At 72.7% G+C, this 25,067-nt stretch carries 27 protein-coding genes and 2 pseudogenes; 14 read left to right on the forward strand and 15 right to left on the reverse strand.

Going from position 1 to position 25,067, the window contains the following annotated elements:
* Nucleotides 1–421 precede the first annotated feature (421 nt).
* From OIE51_RS26465 to OIE51_RS26480, 4 genes are all read right to left on the reverse strand, one after another.
* Nucleotides 422–595 carry a hypothetical protein gene (locus tag OIE51_RS26465; RefSeq protein WP_326600398.1) on the reverse strand — a complete coding sequence of 58 codons (174 nt, stop codon included), beginning with the start codon at nucleotides 593–595 and terminating at the stop codon, nucleotides 422–424.
* Nucleotides 596–689: 94 nt separating this feature from the next.
* Complete coding sequence (locus OIE51_RS26470) at nucleotides 690–983, reverse strand: hypothetical protein (protein WP_326600399.1); 294 nt, start codon at nucleotides 981–983, stop codon at nucleotides 690–692.
* Nucleotides 984–1,986: 1,003 nt separating this feature from the next.
* Nucleotides 1,987–3,216: a hypothetical protein gene (locus OIE51_RS26475; protein WP_326600400.1), complete on the reverse strand. Its 1,230-nt coding sequence runs from the start codon at nucleotides 3,214–3,216 to the stop codon at nucleotides 1,987–1,989.
* Between the two features lie 564 nt (nucleotides 3,217–3,780).
* Nucleotides 3,781–5,280 (reverse strand): FAD-dependent oxidoreductase, encoded by a 1,500-nt coding sequence (locus OIE51_RS26480; protein WP_326600401.1) that lies wholly within the window; start codon nucleotides 5,278–5,280, stop codon nucleotides 3,781–3,783.
* A gap of 469 nt (nucleotides 5,281–5,749) precedes the next feature.
* Between OIE51_RS26480 and OIE51_RS26485 the strand changes: the two genes are divergently transcribed.
* Nucleotides 5,750–6,397, forward strand: coding sequence for a hypothetical protein (locus OIE51_RS26485; RefSeq protein WP_326600402.1), 648 nt, complete (start codon nucleotides 5,750–5,752; stop codon nucleotides 6,395–6,397).
* A gap of 644 nt (nucleotides 6,398–7,041) precedes the next feature.
* Here OIE51_RS26485 and OIE51_RS26490 read toward each other — a convergent pair.
* Together OIE51_RS26490 and OIE51_RS26495 are read right to left on the reverse strand one after the other, a co-directional pair.
* Nucleotides 7,042–7,287, reverse strand: coding sequence for a type II toxin-antitoxin system RelE family toxin (locus tag OIE51_RS26490; protein ID WP_326600403.1), 246 nt, complete (start codon nucleotides 7,285–7,287; stop codon nucleotides 7,042–7,044).
* Nucleotides 7,284–7,544, reverse strand: coding sequence for a type II toxin-antitoxin system Phd/YefM family antitoxin (locus tag OIE51_RS26495; protein WP_326600404.1), 261 nt, complete (start codon nucleotides 7,542–7,544; stop codon nucleotides 7,284–7,286). The genes OIE51_RS26490 and OIE51_RS26495 overlap by 4 nt, the downstream gene beginning before the upstream one ends.
* Before the next feature lie 405 nt (nucleotides 7,545–7,949).
* Between OIE51_RS26495 and OIE51_RS27085 the strand changes: the two genes are divergently transcribed.
* The 7 genes from OIE51_RS27085 (at nucleotide 7,950) to OIE51_RS26525 (ending at nucleotide 12,698) form a co-directional block, all read left to right on the forward strand.
* Nucleotides 7,950–8,210: a hypothetical protein gene (locus OIE51_RS27085; protein ID WP_442812084.1), complete on the forward strand. Its 261-nt coding sequence runs from the start codon at nucleotides 7,950–7,952 to the stop codon at nucleotides 8,208–8,210.
* Nucleotides 8,171–9,325 (forward strand): low temperature requirement protein A, encoded by a 1,155-nt coding sequence (locus OIE51_RS26505; RefSeq protein ID WP_442812080.1) that lies wholly within the window; start codon nucleotides 8,171–8,173, stop codon nucleotides 9,323–9,325. The genes OIE51_RS27085 and OIE51_RS26505 overlap by 40 nt, the downstream gene beginning before the upstream one ends.
* A gap of 49 nt (nucleotides 9,326–9,374) precedes the next feature.
* On the forward strand, nucleotides 9,375–9,638 hold the full coding sequence (locus OIE51_RS27090; protein ID WP_442812024.1) for a helix-turn-helix domain-containing protein: 264 nt from the start codon (nucleotides 9,375–9,377) through the stop codon (nucleotides 9,636–9,638).
* The gene (locus OIE51_RS26510) at nucleotides 9,628–9,948 is read left to right on the forward strand and encodes a hypothetical protein (RefSeq protein WP_326600406.1); all 321 of its coding nucleotides are present in this window, start codon (nucleotides 9,628–9,630) and stop codon (nucleotides 9,946–9,948) included. The genes OIE51_RS27090 and OIE51_RS26510 overlap by 11 nt, the downstream gene beginning before the upstream one ends.
* 294 nt (nucleotides 9,949–10,242) lie before the next feature.
* On the forward strand, nucleotides 10,243–10,719 hold the full coding sequence (locus OIE51_RS26515) for a RidA family protein (protein ID WP_326600407.1): 477 nt from the start codon (nucleotides 10,243–10,245) through the stop codon (nucleotides 10,717–10,719).
* Nucleotides 10,720–10,790: 71 nt separating this feature from the next.
* Entirely contained in the window at nucleotides 10,791–11,903 is a 1,113-nt protein-coding gene (locus tag OIE51_RS26520; RefSeq protein WP_326600408.1) for an alanine racemase, read from the forward strand.
* 54 nt (nucleotides 11,904–11,957) lie between these two features.
* Nucleotides 11,958–12,698 carry an SDR family NAD(P)-dependent oxidoreductase gene (locus tag OIE51_RS26525; RefSeq protein WP_326600409.1) on the forward strand — a complete coding sequence of 247 codons (741 nt, stop codon included), beginning with the start codon at nucleotides 11,958–11,960 and terminating at the stop codon, nucleotides 12,696–12,698.
* Between the two features lie 377 nt (nucleotides 12,699–13,075).
* Here the strand turns inward: OIE51_RS26525 and OIE51_RS26530 are convergent, their stop codons facing one another.
* Nucleotides 13,076–13,255 carry a hypothetical protein gene (locus OIE51_RS26530; RefSeq protein ID WP_326600410.1) on the reverse strand — a complete coding sequence of 60 codons (180 nt, stop codon included), beginning with the start codon at nucleotides 13,253–13,255 and terminating at the stop codon, nucleotides 13,076–13,078.
* Between the two features lie 109 nt (nucleotides 13,256–13,364).
* Between OIE51_RS26530 and OIE51_RS26535 the strand changes: the two are divergent.
* Nucleotides 13,365–13,852, forward strand: a pseudogene (locus tag OIE51_RS26535) (transposase); the annotation flags it as partial.
* Nucleotides 13,853–13,859: 7 nt separating this feature from the next.
* Here OIE51_RS26535 and OIE51_RS26540 read toward each other — a convergent pair.
* Both OIE51_RS26540 and OIE51_RS26545 read right to left on the reverse strand, forming a co-directional pair.
* Nucleotides 13,860–14,582: a cation transporter gene (locus OIE51_RS26540; RefSeq protein ID WP_326600411.1), complete on the reverse strand. Its 723-nt coding sequence runs from the start codon at nucleotides 14,580–14,582 to the stop codon at nucleotides 13,860–13,862.
* A gap of 2 nt (nucleotides 14,583–14,584) precedes the next feature.
* Nucleotides 14,585–14,920: an ArsR/SmtB family transcription factor gene (locus OIE51_RS26545; protein WP_326600412.1), complete on the reverse strand. Its 336-nt coding sequence runs from the start codon at nucleotides 14,918–14,920 to the stop codon at nucleotides 14,585–14,587.
* A 176-nt stretch (nucleotides 14,921–15,096) separates the two neighbouring features.
* Here OIE51_RS26545 and OIE51_RS26550 point away from each other — a divergent pair, with 176 nt between their 5' ends.
* Nucleotides 15,097–16,029, forward strand: coding sequence for a transposase family protein (locus tag OIE51_RS26550; RefSeq protein ID WP_326600413.1), 933 nt, complete (start codon nucleotides 15,097–15,099; stop codon nucleotides 16,027–16,029).
* Between the two features lie 164 nt (nucleotides 16,030–16,193).
* Here the strand turns inward: OIE51_RS26550 and OIE51_RS26555 are convergent, their stop codons facing one another.
* The 6 genes and pseudogenes from OIE51_RS26555 to OIE51_RS26580 all read right to left on the reverse strand — a co-directional run bounded on the left by OIE51_RS26555 (nucleotide 16,194) and on the right by OIE51_RS26580 (nucleotide 20,880).
* Nucleotides 16,194–17,270 (reverse strand): substrate-binding domain-containing protein, encoded by a 1,077-nt coding sequence (locus OIE51_RS26555; protein WP_326600414.1) that lies wholly within the window; start codon nucleotides 17,268–17,270, stop codon nucleotides 16,194–16,196.
* A gap of 274 nt (nucleotides 17,271–17,544) precedes the next feature.
* Nucleotides 17,545–17,742: pseudogene (locus OIE51_RS27095) on the reverse strand (transposase); the annotation flags it as partial.
* Nucleotides 17,743–17,767: 25 nt separating this feature from the next.
* Nucleotides 17,768–18,370 carry a hypothetical protein gene (locus tag OIE51_RS26565; RefSeq protein ID WP_326600415.1) on the reverse strand — a complete coding sequence of 201 codons (603 nt, stop codon included), beginning with the start codon at nucleotides 18,368–18,370 and terminating at the stop codon, nucleotides 17,768–17,770.
* Nucleotides 18,315–19,139: a transposase gene (locus tag OIE51_RS26570; RefSeq protein WP_326600416.1), complete on the reverse strand. Its 825-nt coding sequence runs from the start codon at nucleotides 19,137–19,139 to the stop codon at nucleotides 18,315–18,317. The genes OIE51_RS26565 and OIE51_RS26570 overlap by 56 nt, the downstream gene beginning before the upstream one ends.
* Entirely contained in the window at nucleotides 19,136–20,311 is a 1,176-nt protein-coding gene (locus tag OIE51_RS26575) for an acyl-CoA dehydrogenase family protein (protein WP_326600417.1), read from the reverse strand. The genes OIE51_RS26570 and OIE51_RS26575 overlap by 4 nt, the downstream gene beginning before the upstream one ends.
* Before the next feature lie 47 nt (nucleotides 20,312–20,358).
* Entirely contained in the window at nucleotides 20,359–20,880 is a 522-nt protein-coding gene (locus OIE51_RS26580; RefSeq protein ID WP_326600418.1) for a flavin reductase family protein, read from the reverse strand.
* Nucleotides 20,881–21,035: 155 nt separating this feature from the next.
* On the opposite strand from OIE51_RS26580, the gene OIE51_RS26585 reads away from it, so the two are divergent.
* The 4 genes from OIE51_RS26585 to OIE51_RS26600 all read left to right on the forward strand — a co-directional run bounded on the left by OIE51_RS26585 (nucleotide 21,036) and on the right by OIE51_RS26600 (nucleotide 25,043).
* A complete protein-coding gene (locus OIE51_RS26585) occupies nucleotides 21,036–21,806 on the forward strand; it encodes a FadR/GntR family transcriptional regulator (RefSeq protein ID WP_326600419.1) in 771 nt (256 codons plus the stop codon).
* Nucleotides 21,807–21,840: 34 nt separating this feature from the next.
* Nucleotides 21,841–22,656 carry an IclR family transcriptional regulator gene (locus OIE51_RS26590; RefSeq protein WP_326600420.1) on the forward strand — a complete coding sequence of 272 codons (816 nt, stop codon included), beginning with the start codon at nucleotides 21,841–21,843 and terminating at the stop codon, nucleotides 22,654–22,656.
* 306 nt (nucleotides 22,657–22,962) lie between these two features.
* Entirely contained in the window at nucleotides 22,963–23,946 is a 984-nt protein-coding gene (locus OIE51_RS26595) for a hypothetical protein (RefSeq protein ID WP_326600421.1), read from the forward strand.
* Entirely contained in the window at nucleotides 23,943–25,043 is a 1,101-nt protein-coding gene (locus tag OIE51_RS26600; RefSeq protein WP_326600422.1) for an alcohol dehydrogenase catalytic domain-containing protein, read from the forward strand. Before OIE51_RS26595 ends, OIE51_RS26600 begins: the two co-directional genes overlap by 4 nt.
* Nucleotides 25,044–25,067: the final 24 nt, after the last annotated feature.

Below are 25,067 nucleotides of genomic sequence, written 5' to 3' on the forward strand. Positions count from 1 at the left end.
TCAACACCTCCGGCAACGGGGTCGCTGGCCATCGGGACCCCTTGTTGACTTGAAGTCTAACAAGGGGGTGTCGTCATGGATAGTCCGGTGCGGCAACGTGCCGCACCTCTTTTCAGCCGCCGGTCCCCGCCGCATCGGCCGGCCCGAAGGGGGCACGGCAGGGCGTGCGGCGGCCCGGACGGCCTCAGTGACGCCGGTGACGAACCGGCCGGCGCTGCCCGCCCGGACACGATCACGCGCCCGGCACGCCTGAACACGTCGGGGAGGCGTTCGGTACCGCGTACGACATCAGCACCATTCTGATCCTGTGGTTCGCCGGGGCGTCGGCGATGGCGGGACTGGTCAACATCGTCCCGCGCTACCTCCCCGACTACGGCATGGCCCCGGAATGGGGCCGGGCGGTACGCCCGGTCGTGATGGTCTACACCGTCCTGTGCGTGATCATGACCATCGCGTTCGACGCCGACGTCAACGCCCAGGCCGGCGCGTACGCCACCGGCATCCTGGCCATGATGGTCTCCGCCGCCTTCGCCGTCACCGTCTCGGCCGTCCGCCACCGCGGGCGCGCGACCGCCACGGGCTTCGGGCTGCTCACCGCGGTGCTGCTCTACGCCCTGACGGCGAACATCGTCGACAAGCCCGACGGCATCGCCATCTCCGGCATGTTCATCTCCGGCATCATCGCCGTGTCACTGATCTCCCGGGTCTCGCGCACCACCGAACTGCGCGCCGATCGCATCGAGTTCGACCCGGCCGCGCGCCAGTTCATCGCCGATACCCTCGCCCACGACAACGCCATCAACATCATCGCCAACCGCCGCCAGGCCGGCGACGGCGCCGAGTACGCCGCGAAGGAACGGGAACAGCGCGGCACCAACCCGGTACCCGGCCCGGCCGACGTGCTGTTCCTGGAGATCGACGTGGTCGACCCGTCCGACTTCAGCGAGACCCTCGCCGTGCACGGCGTCGAGGTCGACGGACACCGGATACTGCGCGCCGAGGCCCGGCCGCGCCGAACGCCATCGCCGCGATCCTGCTGGCCCTGCGCGACGCCACCGGGGTCCGCCCGCACTGCTACTTCGCCTGGGCGGAGGGCAGCCCGCTGCGGCACATGTTCCGCTACTTCCTGCTCGGCCGCGGCGACACGGCCCCGGTCACCCGCGAGATCATCCGCAAACACGAGCCCGACCCCGTCCGCCGCCCGGGCATCCACGTCGGCAGCTGACCGGACCGCCCTCCCGGTTCCGCTGCCGCCTCGCCCGGCCGGGAACGGGCGAGGCGTCCCGGTGGGCCCGGTGCGCGAGGAGTCGTGGACGGAACCCTCCACGCGGGGACGACCGCCCACGCCGTGGGGGATGTCGTACGACCCTCCGGAGCCGGCGGAGGCCGGGGGGTGGTGGTCACCACCCGGCGCGGGCGGACGCCGATGTGCGTGTCCTCGGCGCCGTCCCGCACCCCCGGTAGAGGCGTGCCCGCCGAAGGGGCGCCGCACCGGAGAACCCGTCGGGCGGTGCGCGCGCTCCCGCCCGGTGGCCGACACGGCGCCGGCGGGTCGCGGCCGACCGGTTCCGGCGTCCGCCACGGCCGGGGCCCTGTGCCGGGCCGCCGGTCACCGTGGTGCGCGCCGGGTCCGGGGACGGGCCAGGGCGAAGGGAACGCGGCGGACCGATCGATGCCACCCCCCGGCCGGCCCGGCCATGTCCGGTACCCGCGCGCGCCCCGCGGCGAGCCGGCCCACGGGGTCACCTCCGAGAAACCGCCGTACGACGGCGGTCGCGACGGCACCGTTCCGCGACGCACGGACAGGAGATCGGTACCCGCGTCGGCGTTGAAAACACACCGGATACCCGCTCCGCGCCGCTGCCCCCTTCCCCGGCTGCGCCGCCGTCGCGCGGGAATCGGCGGCCACGGAACGGTGTCCGCGCGGTCAGGCCCGCTGATGCCGTGGTACCGACGCCGTGCGCGGGGGAGCGGGCCGGTGGTGGATCAGGGGCGGGTGCGTGCCCGGCGGCGGAGCTGGGCGAGGTGTTCGTGGAGGGCGGCCAGGGCGCCGGGCCTCGGTCCTGGAACCTGGCGGCGCAGTGGGGCGAGTTCGGCGCCGACGTCGAGGGCGGTGGCGGTGTCGGTGATCCGCTGCCAGCAGTGGTGGGCCTGGTCGACCGCCCGTACGACAGCCGGGTCGGCGGGCTGCTGTCCGGCGGTGAGGCGGGCGCGGGCGGCCCGTATCCACAGCCCGGCCGCGCGCTGCGGCTGCCGGGCGAGCCAGGCGAGGTCGGCGCGGACCTCCGCCCAGTGCAGGGCGTCCGGCGCGTGGGGGCCGCCGGCCCGGACGGCGGCCTCCTCGTGCGCGGTGGCGAGCGCGTCGGCCCGGTCGTGGTGCCCGGCCCGGACGGCGGCGCGGATCGCCGCGTGCGGATCGGCGCCCGGCTCCTGGCCGTCACCGCTGTCACCGCCGAGGCCGTCGTCACCGCCGAGGCCGCCGGCGTCGACGGTGGCCCGGTCGGCCGTGCGGGCCGGGGCCGTCGCCCCGGCGTCCGGGGTGGCGGTGGCGGTGGCGGTGGTGGGGAGGATGAGCCGATCGCCGGGGTCGGTGTCGAGTCCGGCGTGCTGGAGGACCAGCTGGTGCAGCACCTGAAGTGGCGGCCGGACCGTGACGCCGCGCAGGACGGCCGCGAGGGCGTGCGCGTAGCGGGGGGTCGCGGTCCGCCGGCGGGGCGGGGGAGGGGCCAGCGTGCCGCATACGGTCGGCCCGCCGTCGGTGAGCTCCGCTTCCAGGGTCTCGCGCCGCTCCCACGCGCCCGCATCGGCCGTCAGGTCCGCCACCACCACCGTGGCGCCGGCGGGCCGGTCGCGCAGTTCGGTGGCGAGCCAGGCCCACGGCAGAGCGGTGTAGCGGATGGTGCGGGGCGTGGTGCGGGCGAGCGCGAGGTGCGGCCGGCCGTGCCGGTCCGCGGTGAGCTGCCCGACGACCAGGAGCGTCAGCGGCCCGTCGTGCGCGGCGGCGGTGCGCAGGCTCGCGAGGACCGCCTGCGGATCCCCCGGGCCCACGAGCTGCACCACAAAACCGCCCGCCGGGCCGAGCAGCGCGCCCGGCGCCACGGCCGCGAGCGCGGGCAGCACCCCGCCCACGTCGACGAGAGCGCTGTGGGCCGGGGTGGCGGCGATCAGCAGCCCGTACCCCGGACTGCCTCCCGCCACCGGCCTGTTGATCACCATGTCAGCACCGTAACCCCAGACACGGTCAAACGAGCGCCGCTCGCCACCGGCCTGCCGCGGCGGTGTCCTGCCAGGCAGCCGTCACCGCACCTCACTCCCGACACGGGTGTGACATACGACGGCAGACCCGGGAAGCCACACCTCGATCACGCGGCCGGCGCGGTGCGCCCGCCGCCCTCCCCGAGCAGGTCACCCGGGCCGGCGGCGGCACCGCCCGCCGGCGGTGGTGAACACCGTCCGCGCCGGACTCCGGCACGACACCCGGCGACTCGCCGCCAGGACCGGGCGGCGCCGGGACGGCGGATGGGCGAGCCGGCCGCTGAAACGGGAGCCGACGGCCACCAGGACCGCTGCGACCCGGAACGGCGTCGCCGGCGAGTTCTCCCGCCACCCCGCTCCGGCGTCGCCGGACCGCCGATGGGTCCGTAGCGGGTCACCCGGAAATTCCCGGAACGAGTCCGACCAGGCGGTCGGCCCGGGCCTCCGCGGTCCGGCCACGGACGTGGCGACGGCCTTGGCGGCGGGGCCGCCCGCGTCCAGCACACACCGCCGTTGCCCGGCCGTTCAGCGGGCGGTGACCCACCGACGGAGTTCGGCCGCCGCGCGCCCCGGGTCGGGCGGTGCGGTGTCCGCCCAGGCGGTGTGGGCGTCCGGCCGCACCAGCAGACCCGTGACGCCCTCCAGGCCGGGCGGCACCGCGGCGGGCGTGCCCGAGGCGGTCCGTACCGGCAGCCCGCCCGGGTCCAGCCCGGCGTAGCTGTCGCGGCCGGTGAGGTCGACCAGCGCGAAACGCTGGCCGCGCAGCAACTCGGCGACGCGGACCACCCCGTCGCCGGTGCGGAGTTCGAGCTCGGGCGTGCGGTGGCCGGCCAGCGGATGCGCGCCGGGCGGTGACGGGTAGGGCACGGTCAGCCCGTTGAGCTCCAGCGCCAGGCGGCGATTGTTGTCCGGCAGCGGCATGACCTCGCGCTCGAACCACCGCTTGAACGCCACCCCTTCGTCCGTGAAGTTCAGCTGCACCGCGACCTGTCGTTGGACGCTGGCCATCTGCTCCCGTGCGATCGGACGGCGTTCGCTCTCGTAGGTGTCGAGCAGGCCGGTGGCGGCGTGGCCGTGGACGGTGGCGGCGAGTTTCCAGCCGAGGTTGAAGGCGTCCTGGACGCAGAACTGCATGCCGGTGCCGCTGGCCGGATACGCGATGCGGGTGGCCTCGCCCAGCAGCAGGATCCGGCCTCGGCGCCAGCGCGCGGCCTCCCGGTGCGCGTCGGTGTACCGGGAGGACCACGAGAGCTTGGCGATGTCCAGGTCCTCGCCGAGGATGTCGCGCAGGCAGCGGCGCACCTCCCGCGGTGTGACCGGCTCGGCGCGCGGGGCGCGGCGCCGTTCGGCGTGGACGATGGTGACGCGGGTGGTGTCCGGCCCGAGAGGCAGCACCATCGCCCAGCCCTTGGTGTTGTCGGCCAGGTGCGGGTCCGGCCCGTACGGGGAGGGCAGCGGGAAGTCGGCGACGATGCCGGTGAACGTCTCGTCGCGGCCTTCCCACCCGATACCGGCCTGGGTCCGGACGGTGGAGCGGGCGCCGTCGGCGCCGATCAGCCAGGGGGCGCTCAGGGTCCCGGTGGCGCCGTCGCTGTCGCGGTAGGTCACGCGCACGCGGTCGCCGTCCTGGGCGACGAGGTCGGCGGTGACGCCGTGCCGTACGTCGGCGCTGGAATCGCGCGCCCAGTCCAGCAGGAGCTGCTCGGTCATGCCCTGCGGGATGGACAGCCCGCCGAAGCGCGAGCCGAGGTGGGCCCAGTGGACGGGGCGCAGTCCGGCCCAGGTGTGGACCGGGGCGTCCGGGCCGTCGTCGTGCAGCCGGCGGTGGGCGGCGCGGAAGCGGTCGGCGACGCCGCGGGTGTCGAGCAGCTCCAGGACGCGCGGCAGCACCGTCCCGGCGCGGGAGGAATGCATGGTCGCCGCGCGCCGTTCCAGGACGATCACCCGCACTCCGGCCAGCGCGAGTTCGGCGGCCGCGGTCAGCCCGGAGGGCCCGCCCCCGACGACGATGACATCAGCGTCCATGCAGCCTCCCAGAACGGTGCGGTGTGACCCGGGGGAAGGCTACTCCCCGTACCGGCTCTCCGAAGCGAGAGCGGGCGGCGCGCGTTCGCCCGGGACCGGTCGCGGTCGCGGTCGCGGACGCGGACGCGGGGAGACGGTGCCGGGCCAGACCTGACCACCACCCCTCCGGCCGGCGCGGATCTCTCCGTCGCGGACCTGACCGGAGCCCGGTCACCGACCCGGTCATCCAGGAGCCGGTCGCCGGGATCGGGAATGAGCGGTGGGCCGGGAGTCCTGTCGGGGCCGGCCCGCCGGGTGACGGTGGTCCGGTGTCCGGGCGGGCTTCGCGCCGACCGCCGGGCAGGCCGTCGAGGACATGTTCCGGCGCCGACCAGCCGGGTGACCCCGCACACCGCGGGAACCGCCCGCCACCGCCGGGCGTCTCCGCGCCTGCGGAGGAATCGTGTGCGGGGGAAGCGGGGGGATCACCATGGCGCGGGGCGTACGGACACGGCTGGTCGTGGTCATGCTGGTGAGCGGCCTGGCCCTGGCCGGGTGCCAGGACGACACGCCGGACGGGACCGACGGTTCCGAGGAAGGCCACGGGGGCGAGGGAAGCGACGGGCAGGACGCGACGGGCGACCGGTTCTGGCGGACGGCAGGCGGCGGCGAGGTGCCCGCGTTCCGGGTGTCGCTTCCCGAGGGCAGCGAGCTGACCGGCGAACCCCGCGACGAGGAGGACGTGTGTGCCGCCGCCCCCACGTGGAGCTCCTCGCAGGACGACGAGCGGCGGTTCACCGTGTCCTCCTTCCCCGTCTCCCGCGCGATCGACGAGTCGGTGAACGAGTCCCCGCTCAACGGGCGGCATCCGACCTACCGCACCGCCGACGACATCCCGGACCGGGTGGTCGCGGGCGCCGACCGGGTGACCACCGCGCTCGGCGAGGCGCTGCTGTTCACGCAGACCTACACCGAGTGCACCAACGCGTGCACCGACTTCCCCGAGCCGTTCGCCCTCATCACACTGGACGAGCCCGCCGATCCCGCCCACCCGGCCCTGGTGTTCACCTCCCCCCACGGCGAGATGTCCCAGGACGAGCTGCGGTCGCTGATCACCGACCACCTCCGGGCCGGCTGACCGACAGGCCACCTCACCCATGCACCGCGCGGTGAGGTGCCCGAAGGTTCCGGACAGGGGCCCGCGCAGGGGCGTGCTCCTGACGGGATTCCGGCGGTTTGCGGGGTGTTTCGGGCCGCGTATCCCGGTGAGAATCGGGAGGGGGCTGGGGAGGCGTGAAAGGTGACCGAGGCATGCGAGACGGGGGCCAAGGGGGCGTTCTATCAAGGCCCCTGCGTCGGCCTCATGGGGGCGATCGGCGTGGAGTCGGGCGACGCCGTTGCCGCCTGCAGCCGCGCCCGCGCGGACTGACACCCGACAACCGACCCACGTCGGGACGGGAAAGAGATTCCTTACCGTCCCGAGCCCACCGATCACATCCGGAAAGACAACGGCTACTGAGATGTGCGGGTTTGAGGGTGAGGGCTCAGCGGGGCCCGATCGCCGTGTTGGGCGCGGCCCGGGCGAGGAGGAGGTCCTCGTAGGTGTGTGGAACCGACCACGCCCGGCCGGTTGAACCGACCGCACTCGCACCAACGACAGAACCCGGCTCCCGACACGCGGACACCACTGGGCCCACCCGAACAGGGCGCCACGACCGGATCAACGCACCTTTCGCTCGCCGGCCCTCCGGGGCCACGGTGTTCGGACCTCATCCGGATCTGTCAGCGCACGCGGCCCAGGTGGATCACGCTGACCCGCACCTGCCTGTCGCTGACCTCGTACATCACGCGGTAGATCCCGATATGGATACGCAGCACGTCGGCACTGCCGAACGCCCCCTCGGGGCGCGGGTCATCAGCGAGGCGGTCGACGGCGAAGAAGACCTGCCGCACACCGGCCGGGTCGTTCTTGGCCAGCCGCTCCGCCCGGGCGAGGGCCTCCGGCTCCCAGATGACCTCATACCTCACGCCTCATCCCCGCCGAAGACCCGGCGGAACGCCTCATCGTGCGGAATCCCGGCGGACTCCCCGCGAGCCTGCCGTTCACGATGGGCGGCCAGCGCCCTCATCTCCTCAAGCTCCAGGGCGTCGGCCGGGCTCATGAGTATCGCGATGGTGTGCCCGTGGTCGGTGATGGCAACCGGCTCACGGGTGGCGCTGACCTGGCGGGCGATGGCGCCGAGCCGGGCGCGGGCCTCCACGATCGAATAGCTGCTCTCCGTCATGCTCACCACCTTACAGATGTGTGCATGGCCTGGAGAGTTGGGCCGACGGGCCCGGCGACACCCCGGCCCCGGGACCACGCCGGGGCGGCCCCGGCCCGGTGCGGCGCGGCGCGGTCCCCGGGGCCGGGCGCGCGTATCGCACTCGCCCGGACCGCGCTCGGTGCGGTACGGCGCGCGGTGTCCTGCCCGGCGCGGTGCGCGCACCCGGACGCGGACCGCCCCGATCCGGATCCGGACCGCACCCGCACTCGGTGCGCACCCGGGACCGGTCCGGGTGCGGACTTCGACTGTGCCCGGCCGCACTCTGACCGCACCGCGGGTGCGGGGCGCCGGCCGGATCCCGGAGACGAACGGGACGGCGGCGCGTTCCTACCCGCAGGCGCCCCGGAGCGGGTGGAGTTCCGCATGTCGCAGGTGAGGGGAGGCGAGCTCACCGAGATCGAGGACATCGTTCCGGCGATCAGGTTCCAGGCCACCGAGGGCTGGTGGTTCACTGGCCAGACGCGGTTTCCCAACGGCGGCTACACAACCCGGCGCGGGTGGAACATCGATCGGTACAGGAGAGAGAGGGAGCGGTGGGCGGCGCGAGGGCCGGTATCCGGCGCGGTGGTGCGGTGCGGCGGGCGATGCGGGGGCGCGATCCGGGGGAGGCGCATCGTGCCGTGACGCCGTTGGAGCTGCTGTTCGACCTGACGTTCGTGGTCGCGGTCGCGCAAGCCGCCGCCGAGCTGCACCACGCGCTGGCGGAGGGGCACGTCGGCACGGCCCTGGCCGGGTATGCCTCGGTGTTCTTCGCGATCTGGTGGGCCTGGATGAACTTCACCTGGTTCGCCTCGGCCTACGACACCGACGATGTGCCCTACCGGCTGCTGACCCTGGTCCAGATGGCCGGGGTACTGGTCCTCGCCGCGGGCGTGCACGCCGCGTTCGGGGACGGCGACTTCACCGCCGTGGTCGTCGGCTACGTGATCACGCGGATGGCGCTGATCTCCCAGTGGCTGCGGGCCGCCGCGGGACATCCCGCGGGCCGGGCCGCGGCGTTGCGGTACGCCGTCGGCATCGCCGTGGTGCAGGCATGCTGGGTCATACGGCTGTGGACCCCTGGCGCCTGGGCCTGGACCACGTTCCTGGTGCTGGTGGCGGCCGAGCTGGCGGTGCCGGCGTGGGCGGAGTACCGCGGCCGGCCCACCGGCTGGCACCCCGGCCACATCGCCGAACGCTACGGGCTGTTCACCATCATCGTGCTGGGCGAGGTCATCCTCGCCGCGCTGGCGGCCGTCCGGTCCGCCATGACCGAGCAGGGTCTCTCCGGCGAACTGCTGATGGTCGCCGCCGGCGGACTGCTGCTGGTCTTCTCCCTGTGGTGGATCTACTTCACCGGCGCCGACGCGGCGCTGACCAGTCTGCGCGCCGCTCTGACGTGGGGATACGGCCACTACCTGGTGTTCGCCGCCGTCGCCGCCATCGGGGCGGGGCTTGCGGTGGCCGTGGACGCCACCGAGCACCACGCCCACCTGACCGACCGGGCCGCCGCGCTGGCCGTGGCTGTGCCGGTGGTGATCGTCCTGGCCGCCGTGAGCATCCTGCACCGCCTGGCCGGCACCGGCGCCGTGGGTCACTGGCTGTGGGTGGCCGCCGGCGCTCTGGTCGTTCTGGCACTGGCCCTTGCCACCCCGGCCCTGGGGGTGGGCGGCGCGGTGCTGGGCATGGGCCTGGCCGTCGCCGGCACCCTGACCGCCAACCTGATCACCCTCCACCGCCGCGCCGCCGGCGACTACTGACACCGCCCCTGACCCGCACGAGCCGGGCCACCTGATCGCCGTCGCGGAGGTGGCAGCCCCCCGCGCCGCCACCCGCCTCCGCCTCTCCCAGCGGGCGCTGTCCGCCTCCGTCCGTTCCCTCGAACGCGAGGTGCCTGTCCGCCCGCTCGAACGTACCGGTCCCCGTAGGGAACCGCTGCCAGCCGGACGGGCCTGGTCGAGGACGCCCGCGTCCCGCACGGGCTGGCCCGCTCCACGGTGCGCCGGGTCCGCCGCACCGGCCGCGGCGAACGGAGCCGCGGCGCCTGGGCCATACCCCGGCCGTGACCGGTGAGGAGGTCATCGCGCTGCCGCGGCAGGCCGCCGCCGCCCGCCCCGGTCCGGCCACGGACGTCAACCAGCGCTCCCCGGGGGAGCTGACGGCCGCCCTGCCGGCCGGTGACCTCGACGTCGGACGGTGCCGGGCCATGGCCCCGGTTCCCGTCCGGGGCGATGTCGGCGAGCTGCCGCGCGCGGCGCGCGGCCCGTTCCGGGTCCTTGCCCAGCCCGCCGGGGCGGCGGAGGTTGGTGAGCCACTGCCCGATGGCCTTGCCCTCGATCGCGGCGGTCCTGGGGCGCGCGGAGCGCCGTGCTCGGCGTCGTAGGCCCGCGCCGCGGCGACGTGCTTCACCCGGGCCAGGGCCGGTGCGTTCCCCGCCATGCCGATCCCTTCGAGCCACTTCACACGCTTGCGGCCCGTCTCGTCGGCGTCCAGACAGCGGCAGCGGCTCTGGGCCGGTGGGAGAAGACCCCGACGCCTCGGCCGTCACCGGGAAACACGGATTGTCGATTGCGTATTGTTGACAATCTTTCGGAGTGCTCGTTACCGTGGCGAGGCCGAGATCGCGGGAACCGTCGGCGCCCGGCTTCCCCGCGCCAGCCCGAGGAGGGAACCGACCATGTCCTCTCAACCTCCAGGTGAGACCGTATCCGCCCGCCTGAGCCGTCTGGGCTACGCGCTGCCCGAGCAGGCTTCAGGCAAGGAGAGGTACGTGCCGTACCGGCGGGACGGATCGACCATCCATATCTCCGGGCAGCTTCCCTACGTGGACGGCGCACTCCCTGCTCAAGGGCATCTCGGCCGGGACGTTGACATACCTCAGGCGCAGGAGTCGGCCAGGCTCGCGGCCCTCAACGTCCTGGGGGTCGCGGCGTCAGCGGCCGGCGGCCTGGAACACGTCAGACTTGTGCAGATGCTGGTCTTCGTCGCCAGCACCCCCGACTTCGGTGACCAGTCCCGGGTAGCGGATGCGGCGAGCTCCTTCCTCCTCAAGGTCCTGGGGGAGAACGGGGAGCACGCGCGGACCGCCATAGGTGTGGCGGCGCTGCCCCGGAACAGCCCGATCGAGATCCAGATGATCTGCACCGTCGCGTGACACGGCTCCATGCGCGCCGGCCGATGAGATCGCTCCCCGAACCGCACTCCCGCACGCCCCGAGGACGAGCTGTGAAGCACCTGGAACAAGCACTGTGCGGCCTCTCCGAGCGCATCGACACCCCGTCACCCGTGGTGGTCCTGGACGCGCTGCACGCCAACATCTCGGGCATGCAGCAGTTCGCCGCTGCGCATGACATGGCCCTGCGGCCGCACGTCAAGACACACAAGTGCGTCGAGATCGGACGCCTCCAGCTTGAGGCCGGCGCGGTAGGGATCACCGCAGGCAACATCGGTGAGGCGGAGGTCTTCGCCTCGGCGGGATTCAGGGACATCTTCATCGCGTATCCCGTCTGGCCGGCGGGAACGAAGCCCGGCCGCATCAGACACCTCGCCGAGACCGTGCGCCTGCGACTGGGAATCGACAGCCGAGAAGCCGTGGCCAGGCTCGGCGAAACGATGCGGAGCTCCCCTGGCCGCCTGGAGGTCGTCGTCGAGGTCGACTGCGGCGCCAAGCGCTCGGGCGTCGCACCGGAGAAGGCCGGCGAACTCGCTGCGTTCGCCGCCACGTGCGGCCTGCGTCCAGTGGGCGTCTACACCTATCCCGGCCACGGCGGCAGCGGCGGCGTCGACGTGCGCGCTGCCGCCGCACGTGACCAGAGCGAGGCTCTGCGGCACGCGGTGACGAGCTTCGATCAAGCAGGGATCGAAGCCCGGGTCGTGAGCGCCGGCTCGACGCCGACGGCGGCATTCTCCACGGGAACGCCGATCAACGAGATACGACCCGGCGAGTACGTCTTCGGCGACATGGACAACCTGCGACTGGGCGCCTGCCAGCCCGAGCAGATCGCGCTCTTCCTGACGGCGACGGTGGTCAGTGACAGTGTGCCGAAGCAGGTGATCCTCGATGCGGGCACGAAGGCCCTGGGCCGGGAAGGTTCGCCGGCCAAGGGGTACGGAACAGCCCTGGGAGTGGAGGGCGGTCACCTCACCAAACTCAACGAGTACCACGGGTTTCTCACGCTGTCCGACGAGGGCGACCACCCGGCCCTGGGAACCGTGCTCGCGGTCGTCCCGAACCATGTCTGCCCAGTGGTCAACAACTTCGACGAATTGATCGTCACCAACGCGGCCGGCGACCCCGTGGCTCGATGGCCTGTTGCCGCCCGCGGTGGTTTGAGCTAGCGCGGCAGCCCCGCGACAGATCCAGTGCGAGCCGACTACCGAAGGAGAGATCCCGTGCGCCTCGACAATGTGAAGGCCGTGATTACGGGGGCCACCAGCGGAATCGGTCAGGCCGTGACCGCCTCGTTCAGGAGAGAGGGCGCGCGCCTGCTCCTCACCGGGCGGAGGCCCACCCTCGACAGCCAAGACCCCGAGGATGTCTATCTCAGCGGTGACCTGAACGACGACTCCTTCGTCCGGGCCCTGGCGGCCAAGGCGGCACAGGACTTCGGCACCGTCGATGTCCTGGTGATCGGACATGGGCAGCAGCTCGACGCACCTCTCATCGACACCAGCCCGGCCGACGCGCGAGAGGTCCTCGACAGCAACCTGCTCAGCGCGTTCCTGGTGATGAAGCACTTCATCCCGCTCATGCCGCAGGAAGCGCGGGGTGGGTCGATCGTCTGCATCAGCTCGCGACTGGGCATCGTCGGTATGCCTGAGCAGACGCTCTATTCGGCGGCCAAAGGCGGGCTCATCATGCTCGCCCGCGGTGCGGCGGTCGAGCTGGCCGAGCGCAACATCCGCGTCAACGTCGTGGCACCGGGCCTGACCGCGACCGACGTCATCGAGGCGTCGTTCCAGAGACGTCCGGACCCCGGGGCATACCGGCGCATGCGGGAATCCTCCATCCCGCTCCGTCGTCTGGCCACGCCGGACGAGGTCGCGAACGCTGTCCTTTTCCTCGCGTCGGGAGAGTCCAGCTACACCACAGGCGCGGTGCTCTCCGTCGACGGCGGCTATACCGCGTTCTGAACAAGCACCGGCCCCGAAGACGCGGCCCGTTCTTGGCGCGGCCCGACGGTCATTGGTCGGCTCCCTGCCCGTCAGTCTGCGGTGAGACACCCGGTATGCCGGGGCTGTCCTTTGACCAGTACGAACGGCCCGATAGCCGAGTCCGAGGACCGGCACCGAGACCGACCCGCCGCCGTTTCTCCCGGGACCATGACGCTTTCGCGAACGCCTCTCCGGGAACGGTGTCAGGCAGCAGACTCACCTTCACGGCCTTCGTCCTGATCGGTGCACCTTGGCCGGAGCACATGATCAGACGAAGGCCGCCTCTACGTCTGGCGAACGCCCAGGTGAACGGCTTAGTTCGAGGCCCATTTCGACCTCGGACCCTAAGAAAAAGCTCAGAAGTGGGGGCTACTCGTCGACGAGCTGTCGTGGGTGCCGTTGGGCTTGGCGCGGTATGGGTAGCGGCCGAGTTTCCGGCCGCGCCGCACTCGACGGCCGCCCAGCAGCAGCACGGTGAAGATGATCAGGATGAGCAGCGTGACCCCACTGCCGGCGAGTATCAGTGCCGTCTCCATCGGATGAGCATATGGGGCTGGCGGCGGGTCAAGGTGGAACGTCAAGCTCCCAGTAGGGCGCGCGGTTCGTCGGCCGTGTCCGTGGCGTCGAGCAGCCGGGCGCCGTCGGGGAGCGTCCACCCGCGGCTACGACGCCGGAAAGAAGATCAACGGCCGCAAGCGACATATCGCCGTCGACACCTCGGGCCTCCCGGTGATGATCACGGTGACGCCCGCCGACATGACCGACCGCGAAGCCGCCCGCGAACTCCTGTGGCGCCCACGGCTCACCCACCCCCAGATCACCCAGGTCTGGGCCGATTCCGCATACGCCGGCCAGCTCACCACCTGGGCCGAAGACCGCCTCTGGCTCACCCTGCGCACCGTCGCCCGCCCGCGCGGCGCGAAAGGCTTCGTGGTCCTGCCCCGGCGCTGGCGCGTCGAGCGCACCATCGGCTGGCTGATGAACGCCCGCCGCAACGTCCGCGGCTACGAACGCCTGCCCCAGCACGCCGAAGCACACCTGACCTGGGCACTCATCACGTTGATGACCAGGCGCCTGACCCGCAAAGGCGCCGCCACCGCCTGGACGAAGAAGACCACCGTGGCCGGCTGATCCGCCGGCTCATCCGCAGCACGCGTATCCGGGTCGGCAGCCGCACGCGTCTGTCGCGGTGCGGGGAGAGGGCGCCGCCGCCGCTGCCGGAACAGCGCAGCAGCCCTTGCCCTGCCAGGCATCACGGCCCTCCTTCGCGGCGATGGCGGCGATGACGAGGGCGGCGATGGGGTCGGCCCAGGTCCAGCCGAGGGTGGCGTTGGCGACCAGGCCGGCCAGGAGGACGGCGGACAGGTAGGTGCACAGCAGGGTCTGCCGGGAGTCGGCGACCGCGCTGGCGGAGCCGAGTTCGCGCCCGGCGCGGCGCTGGGCGGCGGAGAGGAAGGGCATCACGAGCAGGGAGAGCGCGGCCAGGACGATGCCGGGGAGGGAGGGGTCGGCCTCGCTGGCGTCGGCCAGGGTGCGGGTGGCGTCGAGGGTGACGTAGGCGGCCAGCGCGAGGAAGGAGACCGCGATGATCCGCAGGGTGGTCTTCTCGCGGGCCTGGCGCGCCGCGTGGTCGGCGGCGGAGAACTGCCAGGCGACCGCGGCGGCGGAGGAGACCTCGATGAGGGAGTCCAGGCCGAAGCCGATCAGCGCGGAGGAGGAGGCGAGGGCGCCGGCGGTGAGGGCGACGGCCGCCTCGATGGCGTTGTAGGTGATGGTCGTGGCCACCAGCAGCCGTATCCGCCGGGTGAGCACGTCGCGGCGGGCCAGGCCGGGGCCGAGGGACATCGGTATGTCGGCGGTCATGGTCAGCAGCAGCCCTTCTCCCCGGCGTCCGGGCAGGTCCGGTCGCTCTCCACGGCGACCACGGCGGCGCGCAGGTCGTCCAGCGCGTGCCCGAGCCGTTCGTCGGCCAGCTCGTAGCGGGTGCGGCGGCTCACGGGGACGGTGACGACCAGGCCGCAGTCCCGCAGGCACGCCAGGTGGTTCGACAACCGCGTACGGGAGATCCCCAGCGCGTCGGCGAGGTCGGAGGGGTAGGCCGGCGCCTCGCGCAGCGCGAGCAGGATGCGGCAGCGGATCGGGTCCGCCAGCGCACGCCCGAACCGGACCAGCACCTCGATGTCAGAAGCAACAGTCAGCACACAGCCGACGCTAGTACACAACTTCGTGAATTCACAGAGGCGTGAACCAAAGCGTACTGGTGCTCCGCAGCGCGCACCCGGACTACCCCAGGTTCACAAACACCTACTACTGTAACGACCTTGTGCACAGTTGGCGGTGAGGCGTTGAGTTCTTGATCGTTGATCATGGTTGTGTGGTGGGGATCGCGACTCGTGCAGTGATCATCAGCGACCGGAGGATCACGGGCCTGTCGGCCGATGTGATCGCTGAACTGGTCGCGGAGGTAGGTCCGTTGTGGCACGAGCGGCACCACGCCAGGCTGGCGTCCAAGCCGCGGAAGCGGGCCGTGGGTGCCGGCGCGAAGCACCGGCTGGTGTTCGTCGACCGGCTCCTGGCCACGCTCGTTCATCTCCGCCACGGGGCCACGCATGACGTGCCGGCCTGCTGGTTCGGCGTGGACCGTTCCACGATCACCCGCGCTGTCGGTGAGGTGCGGCCCCTGCTCGCCGAGCGCGGGTGCACCATCAGCCCCGGCGTCCGGCTGCGGACCCTGGCGGAGGTCGTCGACCATCTCGGTGCCGGCGGGAAGACCGGAATCGTCGACGGCACCGAGATCCGGGTCCGTCGCCCGGCCGTGGGACGCAAGGACCGGGACACGTTCATCTCCGGCAAGAGCAAGCAGAACGCCGTCAAGGCCATGGTCGTCACCGACGCGGACGGCCGCGTCCTGTTCTGCAGCCCGACCCGACCCGGAAGCTGCGCGGACATCACCCATGCCCGCCAGTCGGGGCTGGTCAAGCTCCTGGCCGACGGGCCCGCGATCGAAATCCTCGCGGATGCCGGCTGCCAGGGCCTGGGCGCACAGACCGCAGGGCGAGTGGTGACACCACCGCACCGCAAGTTCAGGAAGAACGCACCCGCCTGGTACGAGGAGATGCACGAGCGACAGCGCAAGGCGCACTCCTCTCGACGTATCCGGGTCGAGCACGGCATCGCCCACCTCAAGAACTGGCGGGCCCTCGCCCGCCACCTCGGCCGCCGCGAGCACACGAGCGACACCGTCCAAGCCGTCGCCGCCCTGCTGTCCCACCAGCAGACCGCAGACCTGATCCCCGCACGGCGGAAGTGAACACCGAGCCCCGCCGAAGCCCTCGACGCCTCACCGCCAACCGTGCACGAGGTCGTTAAAGAACAAGCTGAGGGCACGAGATGGCGCCCGGCGACACCGTGGCCGCCAGGGCCTCGGGCCAACGCCCGATCACTCGACGTCAACAGCGCTGCAGGTCGATACGCCTAGCCGGTGAGGCCAGCCCGGTCACAGGCCGGCCGGTACCGGGGGATGCAGATCTCGTCGATCGAGTAGAAGCCGTCCCTGATGATCGTGTCCTCGACGTTCTCGGCCGTCACGGCAATCGGGTCGAGCAGGATGGAGGGAACGTCATCGAGGAAGTCCGTGGTCACCCGCTCCGTGGCGAGGTGGGCGATGGACTCATCGCGGCCCAGTGCCACGGCCACCTCGGCGGCGGCGTCGGCCTGCTGCGGGAAGGCCTTGTAGACGGTCATGTACTGTTCGCCCTCGATGATGCGTTGCACGGCGCCGAGTTCGGCATCCTGGCCGGTGACGGGCGGCAGCCGTTCGATACCGGCGTCCTTCAGGGCCGGGATGACGCCGGCCGCCAGTGCGTCGTTCGCTGCGAACACGCCGTCGATGTTCTCCGGCCCGAGGGCGGCGATGGCCCCGGTCATGATGCTGTAGGAGCTCTCGGCGTTCCACCTCGCAGCCTGGCGCATGGTCACCTCTGCCCTGTCCTGCAGGCCGGGAAGCCACAGGTTCGGCGGCGAGACCACCGGACCTTCGACCCGGACGATCCGGGCGCCGTCGGCCCGCTCGCCCAGCGCGTCGCGGAGCGCATGGCTCTGGAGCCGCAGGATCTCGTCCGGGGTGAAGGTGATGAACGCCGAGACGGCGCCCTCAACCTCGCGGTCGTAGGCGATGACCGGGACCCCCGCGTCCGCCGCCGTGTCGACTGCGGAGCCCAGGGCGTGGGGCTCGACGGCGTTGAGGAGCAGCACCTCGGCCCCCTTGCTGATCATGGCGTTCACCTGCTGACGCTGGAGCAGCGCCTCGCCCTGGGCGTTGGCATACTCGACGGTGCAGTCGGCGCAGAGTTCCTCGATCCGCTTCGTGATCAGCGGCCGGTCGAACTCCTCGTAGCGGGACGTCTGGTTCTCCGGGAGCAGCAGACCGATGGTGAAGCCGCCGTCGTCGGCGGCATTCCGGTCGGCGTCGTCCTCCGCCGTCCCGCACCCGGCGAGGCCGACCGCCAGCACCGCAGCCGCCGCGACGGCGTCCTGAAGCCTCGCCCTCATACCGACGACCTCCTTTCCCATCCGGTGCTCGCTACCCACATGCAAGGCCAGCGGGAGAATGATCGCAAATTGTCCTTGCCGGGCCCGGAGCGCAATCCGGACCGGCGGCAGCGCGGTTTCTCCTTGGAAGAAGTCTCATGTGGTGAGTCTGCGGTAGCGGACGAGGGTGCAGGCGATGGCGGCGAAGGCGAGGAAGTGCGGGGCCTTGCGTTCGTAGCGGCGGTGCAGTCTGCGGCAGCTGCCGAGCCACGCTACGGTGCGCTCGATCGTCCAGAAGCTGAGGCCGGGTGCACCCAGAGGTGGCCACGAACACGATCGCAGCCAGGACCTCACGGTCGCCGTACCGCCGCCGGCCGCCTCCTTGCGGACGTGTGGGGGCAGGCGGCACCACCCGCTGGAACAACTCCCACAGCTCATCCGGCACCAGCGCTCCACGATCGTCACGAACCGCAGACCACCAATCACGCCACATGAGACCTCTCTCTTCAGCTTGTTCTTCAACCTTTCAGCTGTTGTAGGGCGATAAGGGTCTTCTCGCGGCGGACGGTTTTGCCCACGTCGTAGCGGGGTGCTCGGCGTCTGTTTCTGGTGCCGGGTGGTCGTCCTGGGCCTGGCCGGTGGGGTTTCGGTGCTCTGGTGGGGCAGGGCATGTGCTGGCGGAGGTTCTGGAACGTCCGGCGGACCCGGGCGGGTGTGAGTCGGCCTGGTGCGGCCGGCTTCTCCCACGGGTGCCGCAGGTCCCGGGCCAGGGGGCGGGCGAGCCGGAGCTGGGTGGAGGCGGCGATGATCAGCCACGTCCACCGGTCGGGGGCCGTTCCGGGCTCCCGCAGGCGGGGCTTCGTCCAGCCCAGCGTCTGCTTGAACAGCCGGAAGGTGTGTTCCGGGTCGAACCTTCGCAGGAACGCCTGCCAGGCGCGGTCAACGTCCGTGTCGGTGGCGCCGGTCTTGGAGGACCACAACCACACCGCCGGCGCCTCCCGGTCCTTCGACAGGTGCTCGGCCTCCAGCCGGATCAGCGTGCCCTCGATCAGCGGGAATTCGCCTTCATGGTCGAGCCGGGCGGCCCGGTGAGTGAGCCGCGGGTGGACCCGGTCCCACACCTGCGTGACGGCCTTGCCGTAGTTCGCGGTGGCGGTGCGGGTGGTGACCGCGGGCTCGGGCCAGGTCTCCGGCCTGGCGAAGCGGAACTCCGGCCGGTGCTCGGGCGGGCCGACCGTTCGTCCCCGGAAGCCGCGGCGGCTTCGGTAACCGCATCACGCGGTCACCGCGGATGCGCCCGACCAGCTCGACCGGGAGGTCCCGCAGGACCCAGGCCAGGCGGGTGACGTCATAGCCGGCGTCGGTCACGATCAGGATGTCCGGCTCGCCGGGCTGCCACTGGCCCGCGGTGATGAGCCGGTCGACGACGTCGCGGAGCTGGGCGGCAGGGACCGCGGTGGCGTCGTCGGCCGGGCCGAGCCGGACGGCGTCCAGGATCTGCGTCCAGGACGTGGCGCCCATCTCCAGCACCGCTACCAACGAGTACGGCCAGCCCGGGATGAACTGCGAGGCCGTCTTCGCCCGGCCGTAGACGTGGCAGAACAGCCGCTCCGGCGAACACGGCGCGTCCGACCGGAGCCACGGCGGGACATCGACCGCCAGCACCAGCCGCCCGTCGGGGAACCGCGGCAGAGTCAGGCCGGCCAGCACCTGCCGCAGTCCGGCGGCGTCGATCCGGCCCTGGTGGAGGCCGTCGTACATCGCTCCGTGCCCACGCCGGTGCTCGGGCAGCAGCGTCAGCCGCACCGCCGAGTGCACCGCACCCGGCGCACACAGCACCGCGTCCGCTAGCTCGAACAGCTCATCGCCCCGCACGGTCAGACGGCTCACACCAGCGGGGTGATCCGCTCCTCGACGCCGAGCAGCGCCTTCCCGTAGACCTCGATGCCGACCATCGGCGCGGCGACCGCGTGCCGGGCGGCGGTGTTGGCGTCGCGCCAGATCCGCTGGAGCGGGTTGACCTCGGCGAACGTGCCCGCGCCGTGGACATCGACCAGGCTCTGGATGGCCTCGATGGTGTTGCGGATCGCGTGGCCGGTGTCGGCCCGCACGCGGGCGCGGGTGAGGAAGTCGGGATACTCGCCGCGCCGGGCCGCCGCGTCGATGTCGTCGGCGGCGCGGTGGGCGTGCAGCAAGGCGGTGTCCACGCGCATCGCGGCCTCCGCGATCCGGATCTGCACGGCCACCGACTCGGCCTGCGTCTCGTAGAAGGTGTACGAGATCGGTTTCGTGGCGGCCTTCGCGGTGACGTACTTCAGCGCGGCGCGGCCCAGCCCGAGCTGCGGCCCGGCCAGGACCAGCGCGAGGACCGGCACGAAGGCGGAGCGGGGGAACACCTCGTCCTTCCGCTCCGTCGGGTAGTCGCCCTCGATCGCGGCCGGCACCGACAGCACGCGGTACCCGGGGACGAACACGTCCCGCGCGACGAGGCAGTTGCTGCCCGTGCCGCGCATCCCGGCCACGAACCAGGTCTCCTCCAGCTCCAGGTCCTCCCGGGGCACCAGCGCCAGGCCCTGGTCCACGACCTCGCCGGAGTCGTCGGTCAGCGGCACCCCGAGCACGGCCCAGTGCGCGTGCCAGGAGCCGGAGGTGTAGTACCAGCGGCCGGTGACGCGCCAGCCGCCCGCCACCCGCCGGGTGGTGGAGGTGGGGCTGAGCACCCCGGCGACCCGGGCGCCGGGCCGGTCGCCGAACACATCGTCCTGGGCCCGCGCGGGGAAGAGGCTGGTCAGCCAGTTGCACACGTTGATGAGGGTGACCACCCAGGAGGTGGAGCCGTCCCCCTCGGCGAGCGCCGCCGACACGTTCAGCACGGTCCGCATGTCGCTCTGGTGGCCGCCGTACCGCCGGGGGGTCGCGAGCTGGAACAGCCCCGCCTCGCTCAGCGCGTCGATCACCTCGCCGGGGACGCGCCGGTCGGTCTCGGTCCGCGCCGCGTGCTCGCGCAGCAGCGGCTGGAGCGCCACGGCCCCGGCGACGAGGTCGTCGTTGGTCGTCGTCATGGTCTCCCTCTTCCGTTTCTCCGCGGGGCCCCGGGCCGGGGCCCCGGTCACCGGGCGCACGCCCGGACGTGGTCGGCGATGCTGTGGCGCGGGTGGCGGGCGAGGGCCGAGTGGGTGCCGAACGTGCGGTGGGCGTAGACCAGCGGCGCCGCCGTGCCGGTCCCGGCGTGGATCACCGTCCCGAGCAGCAGCAGGTGGTCGCCGCCCTCGACCGCCCGGGCCACCTCGCAGACCAGCCAGCCCGGCGACCGCGCCAGGCGCGGCAGCCCGTGGTCGTAATCCCAGTCGGCGCCCGCGAAACGGTCCGCGCCCCGCCGGGCGAACGCCGTCGCCACCCCGGCCTGGGCGTGGCCCAGCACGTTCACCCCGAACCGGCCGGTGGCCACGATCCGGGTGAGCAGGGACGATCTCGCGTCGAGCGCCACCATGACCATCGGCGGGCGCAGCGAGAGCGCGGCGAAAGCGCTGACGGTCGCCCCGTACGGCACACCGTCCAGGGCCCCGGTCACGACGGTGACCGGGGCGCAGACACCGGCCATGAGGTCGCGGAACTCCTGCTCACCGATCACGCGCACCTGCCACGGCGGCCTCCAGGCAGCTATTCACCATGATGATTACGGTGAGATTGCCCCCCGTTTACGCGAGTCGTCAAGGGGTGCGAAGCTATTCGTCATTATCAATTCCGGTCACTTCCGGGACCGGTCCGGAACGGCGAGGGAGACGCGTGGCGGCAGGGGAGCGGAACGCGGCGGGGCGCGCGGCGGACACGTCCGCCGAACGGGCGGCGGGGGCGCAGCCGGCGCTGCGGCGCGGCGACTGGGACCGCGCGGCCGGCTCCCGCGCCGGGATGGCCGCCGAGCGGATCGCCGCGCTGGTGGCCGGCACCGCGCCGGGCGCCAGGCTCGGCACCAAGGAGGAGCTGCGCCGGCGGTGCGGCGTCTCGGTCGGCACGTTCAACGAAGCCCTGCGGCTGCTCCAGGCCCGCGGCCTGGTCACGGTCCGGCCGGGGCCCGGCGGCGGGCTGTTCGCCGCCGAGCAGTCGCCGATGGTCCGCCTGGGGAACTCGGTGCTGGCCCTGGACGCCGCCGCGGCCGATGTCTCCGACGCGATGCGCGTCCGCGACGCCCTCGACCCGCTGCTGGTGGAGGACGCGCTGTGGCACGCGTCCCCGGCGGACATCGCGGACCTGCGGCGGCACCTCGGCGAGATGGAGGCGGCGGTCGTGGCCGGGGACCCGGACGCGTTCGTGCGGGCGAACTGGCGGCTGCACGCCCGGATAGCCGCGGTCAGCCCGAACACGTTGCTGCGTTCGCTCTACACCAGCCTGCTCGACCTGATCCAGGAACACACCCTGGCCGTCCACCCGGGCGGTGAGCGCCCGCTGACGGCCCACATCCGGGAGCGGCACCGCCTGCACGCCGACCTGGTCGACGCCCTCGACCGGCGCGACCGCGACGAGGCCCTCCGCCTGATCCACCGGCACGGCGGCGGCTGACCCGGGCGTTCCCACGGCCTGTTAGATTTCCTCCATGCCCGGTACCGAGCCGCGAGAGATAGCGCCCTCCTCGGGCTACCGTGGACGCAACTCCACGGCGGACCGAGCGCTGGACATCCTGCTGCTGTTCTCCGACGAGCGGCTGGTCCTCTCCGCCGCCGAAGTGGCCACCCACCTGGGCGTGGCCCGCTCCACCGCCTACCGCTACCTCCAGAGCCTGACCGCCAACGGCTTCCTGGAGGAGAACGACGGCGGCTCCGGGTTCCGCATCGGCCCGCGCGTCCTGGACCTGGCCCGGCTCGCCCGCAAGGGTGTCGGTCTGTCCGACGTCGCCCGCCCGGTGATGCGGGAGCTGGTCGCCCGGATCAGGCAGCCCCTGCTGCTCACCCGCCGCACGGGCGCGTCCGTCGTCTGCCTGGAGCGCGTCGAGGCGGGCCAGTCGCTGCGGCTGTCCTACGAACGCGGCCAGGTGCTGCCGGTCAACGCGGGCGCCGCCGCCCTCTCGCTCCTGGCGTGGGCGCCGGACGAGGAGCTGGACCGCATCCTCGGCCGGCCCCTGGAGCGTTTCACCGAGTCCACCATCACCGACCCGGCGGAGCTGCGGAAGCGGCTGGCGGTGATCCGGGAGCAGGGCTACGCGCTGACCCGTGGCGAGATCGACCCCGACGTGCTGGGCATCGCCGCGCCCGTGCGCGCGTCCGGCGGTGCCGTGGTCGCCGCGCTGAGCGTCGCCGCGCTCGCCCACCGGGTGCCGGACGAGGAGGTCCCCGGGGTCACGGCCGCGATCCGCGAGGCCGCCGACGAGGTCTCCCGCCGACTGGCCCAGCTCGACCTCGACATCGCCACCTGACACCGGCCCGCCCCGCCCGCCCGTTCCGCCGCCTCTGTTCCGCCGCCTCCGTTGCGCCGCCGCCTCCGCGCGGCCGCAGTTCCGCTGCCGCGCCGCAGGTGAACGCCCCGCATGGACCGTCCGGCGGTGGCCGCACCGCGTCTTCACATCGTGTCCGCAGGTGTATTGACCGCGCCCCCCGCCTGTGGCAGGGTCCCGCCTAGAAGGACAGTGATCCTAAATAGCAGGACAAGCCGCCGGAGGGTCGAGGCCGTCGACACCGGCCGCCACACCTGACGCAGCCGGCGCCGATCAAGGAGGATCGACATGGGCCTCGTGCACGAGACCATCGACGCGTTCCCGTTCGACAAGCGGTCCATCCGCCTGGCGCGCGAGGAGGAGTTGCTGCTCGCCGAACCGCTGCCGGGCCGCAAGCAGCTCCGGGGCCAACCGCCCGTCGAAGCGGTGCACTTCACGCCCGAGTACGTGCCCATGGAGTTCGGGCACCCCCGTGGCGTGTACGAGAGCGACCACATGCGCGTCGAGTGGCAGACGATGAACAACCGCCAGCCCTTCTACCATCGCAACTGTGACGTGGACGAGATGTCCTACCAGGTGTGGGGCGAGCGGACGCTGATGACGGAGCTGGGCACGGTCGAGCTCACGCGCGGCGACTTCTCGCGCATTCCCGTCGCCGTCGCCCACGACAACTTCGGGCGGGAGGACATCCACCTGCTCTTCTACATCCCGGCCCCGGTCGAGGAGGCGCAGCCCGCCGCCCGCACCGCCGAGGCGCTGGACGTGCCGTTCCCCGGCTGGGAGCCGGTCACCGTCAACGAGCTGATCACCGAGTGCCTCGGCGGCCCCGGGCACGACATCGCGATGTACCCGACCGACGAACGGCTGCTGCTCGGCCACGCCCGGACGGTGCGGGAGCGCATCCGCGTCCAGCGCCCGGACGAGCACGCGCCCGGCGCCACCTGGCTCTACCGCTCCGCCGACGTCCACATCGGCCGCGTGGTGACGCCCGCCTCCGACGGCCGCGAGTACGTCCGGCACCGCAACGCCACCGAGATCCAGTACCAGATCAGCGGCCGGCGGACCCTGGTGACCCAGCGCGGCGCCCTCGACCTCGAACCGGGCGACTTCGTCCGCCTCCCGGTCGGTGTCGCGTTCACCAGCGTCCACCACGGCCCGAGCGCCCACATCGCGCTCCTCTCGGCCCGCGACGTGCCACAGGTCGCCGACGGCAGCAAGAAGAGCGAGCCGATCACGGCGGCAGGTGTCGAGCGCCTCCGGGCGGCGTCATGACCCTCATGACTGCGGTCCGCGCCCACCGGGGCGAGGAGAAGCTGCGGCTGGAGCAGATCCCGGTCCCCGAGCCGGGACCGGGGGACGTGCTCGTCAAGGTCGCCGCCGCCGGGCTCGCGCCCAGCATGATGAAGCTGCTGGCCCGCGGCGCGTTCACGCACCTGCCCACCACGCCCGGCCACGAGATCGCGGGCACCGTCGTGGCGGTGGGCTCGGCGGACGACGCGTCGCTGACCGGCCGCCGGGTCCGGGTCCACCCGATGCTGTCGTGCCGCTCCTGCGTGTACTGCCGCACCGACCGCGAGCAGATGTGCGCGGAGACCGCGATGATCGGCCACGCCGCCTTCGGGACCGGGCCGCTGCGGCTGTACGCCGAGTACCACGACGGCGGGCTCGCCGACTATGTGCGGGTGCCGCGGTGGCTGGTCGATCCGCTGCCCGACACCGTGAGCTTCGAGGTCGGCGCCAAGGTGCACGACCTGGCCAACGCGGTCCGCGCCCTGAAGTGCGCCGCGCTCCCGCTCGGCGGCACCCTGGTCGTCACCGCCGCCACCGGCACCATGGGCGTGTCCACCGTCAAGCTGGCCCGGTTCTTCGGCGCCGCGCGGCTGGTGCTGGTCGGCCGCTCGGCCGACCGGCTGGCCGACGTGCGGGCGCTGGCCGGCTCGCTGCCCGCCGACACGGTCGCGCTGAGCGAACTGGGCGAGGACTGGGAGACCACCGGCGCGCTGACCCGGCGCCTGCACGAGCTGGTGCCGCGCGGCGCCGACGCGGCCGTCGACTTCCTGCCCGGCGGCGCGGGCACCGGGCAGACCGCCGCCGCGCTGGCGACCGGCGGGACGCTGGTGCACATGGGCGGCAACCACGCGCCGTTCCCCTTCCCGATGCGGGAGGTCATGCACGCCTGCTGGCGCTTCATTGGCACCCGCGCCTGCACCCGGGTCGACACCGCCGCCGTGCTCGACCTCCTCGGCTCCGGCGCCCTGCGCGCCGACGATCTGATCACCCACCGCTTCCCGCTCACCCAGGTGAACGAGGCCGTCACCCTCATGCTCAGCCGCGACGAGCCCATGTGGATGGGCGTCGTCACCCCCTGACCCACCCCACCCGGCCGCCACCCG

This window comes from Streptomyces sp. NBC_01803 (assembly GCF_035917415.1).
Lineage (GTDB): Bacteria > Actinomycetota > Actinomycetes > Streptomycetales > Streptomycetaceae > Streptomyces.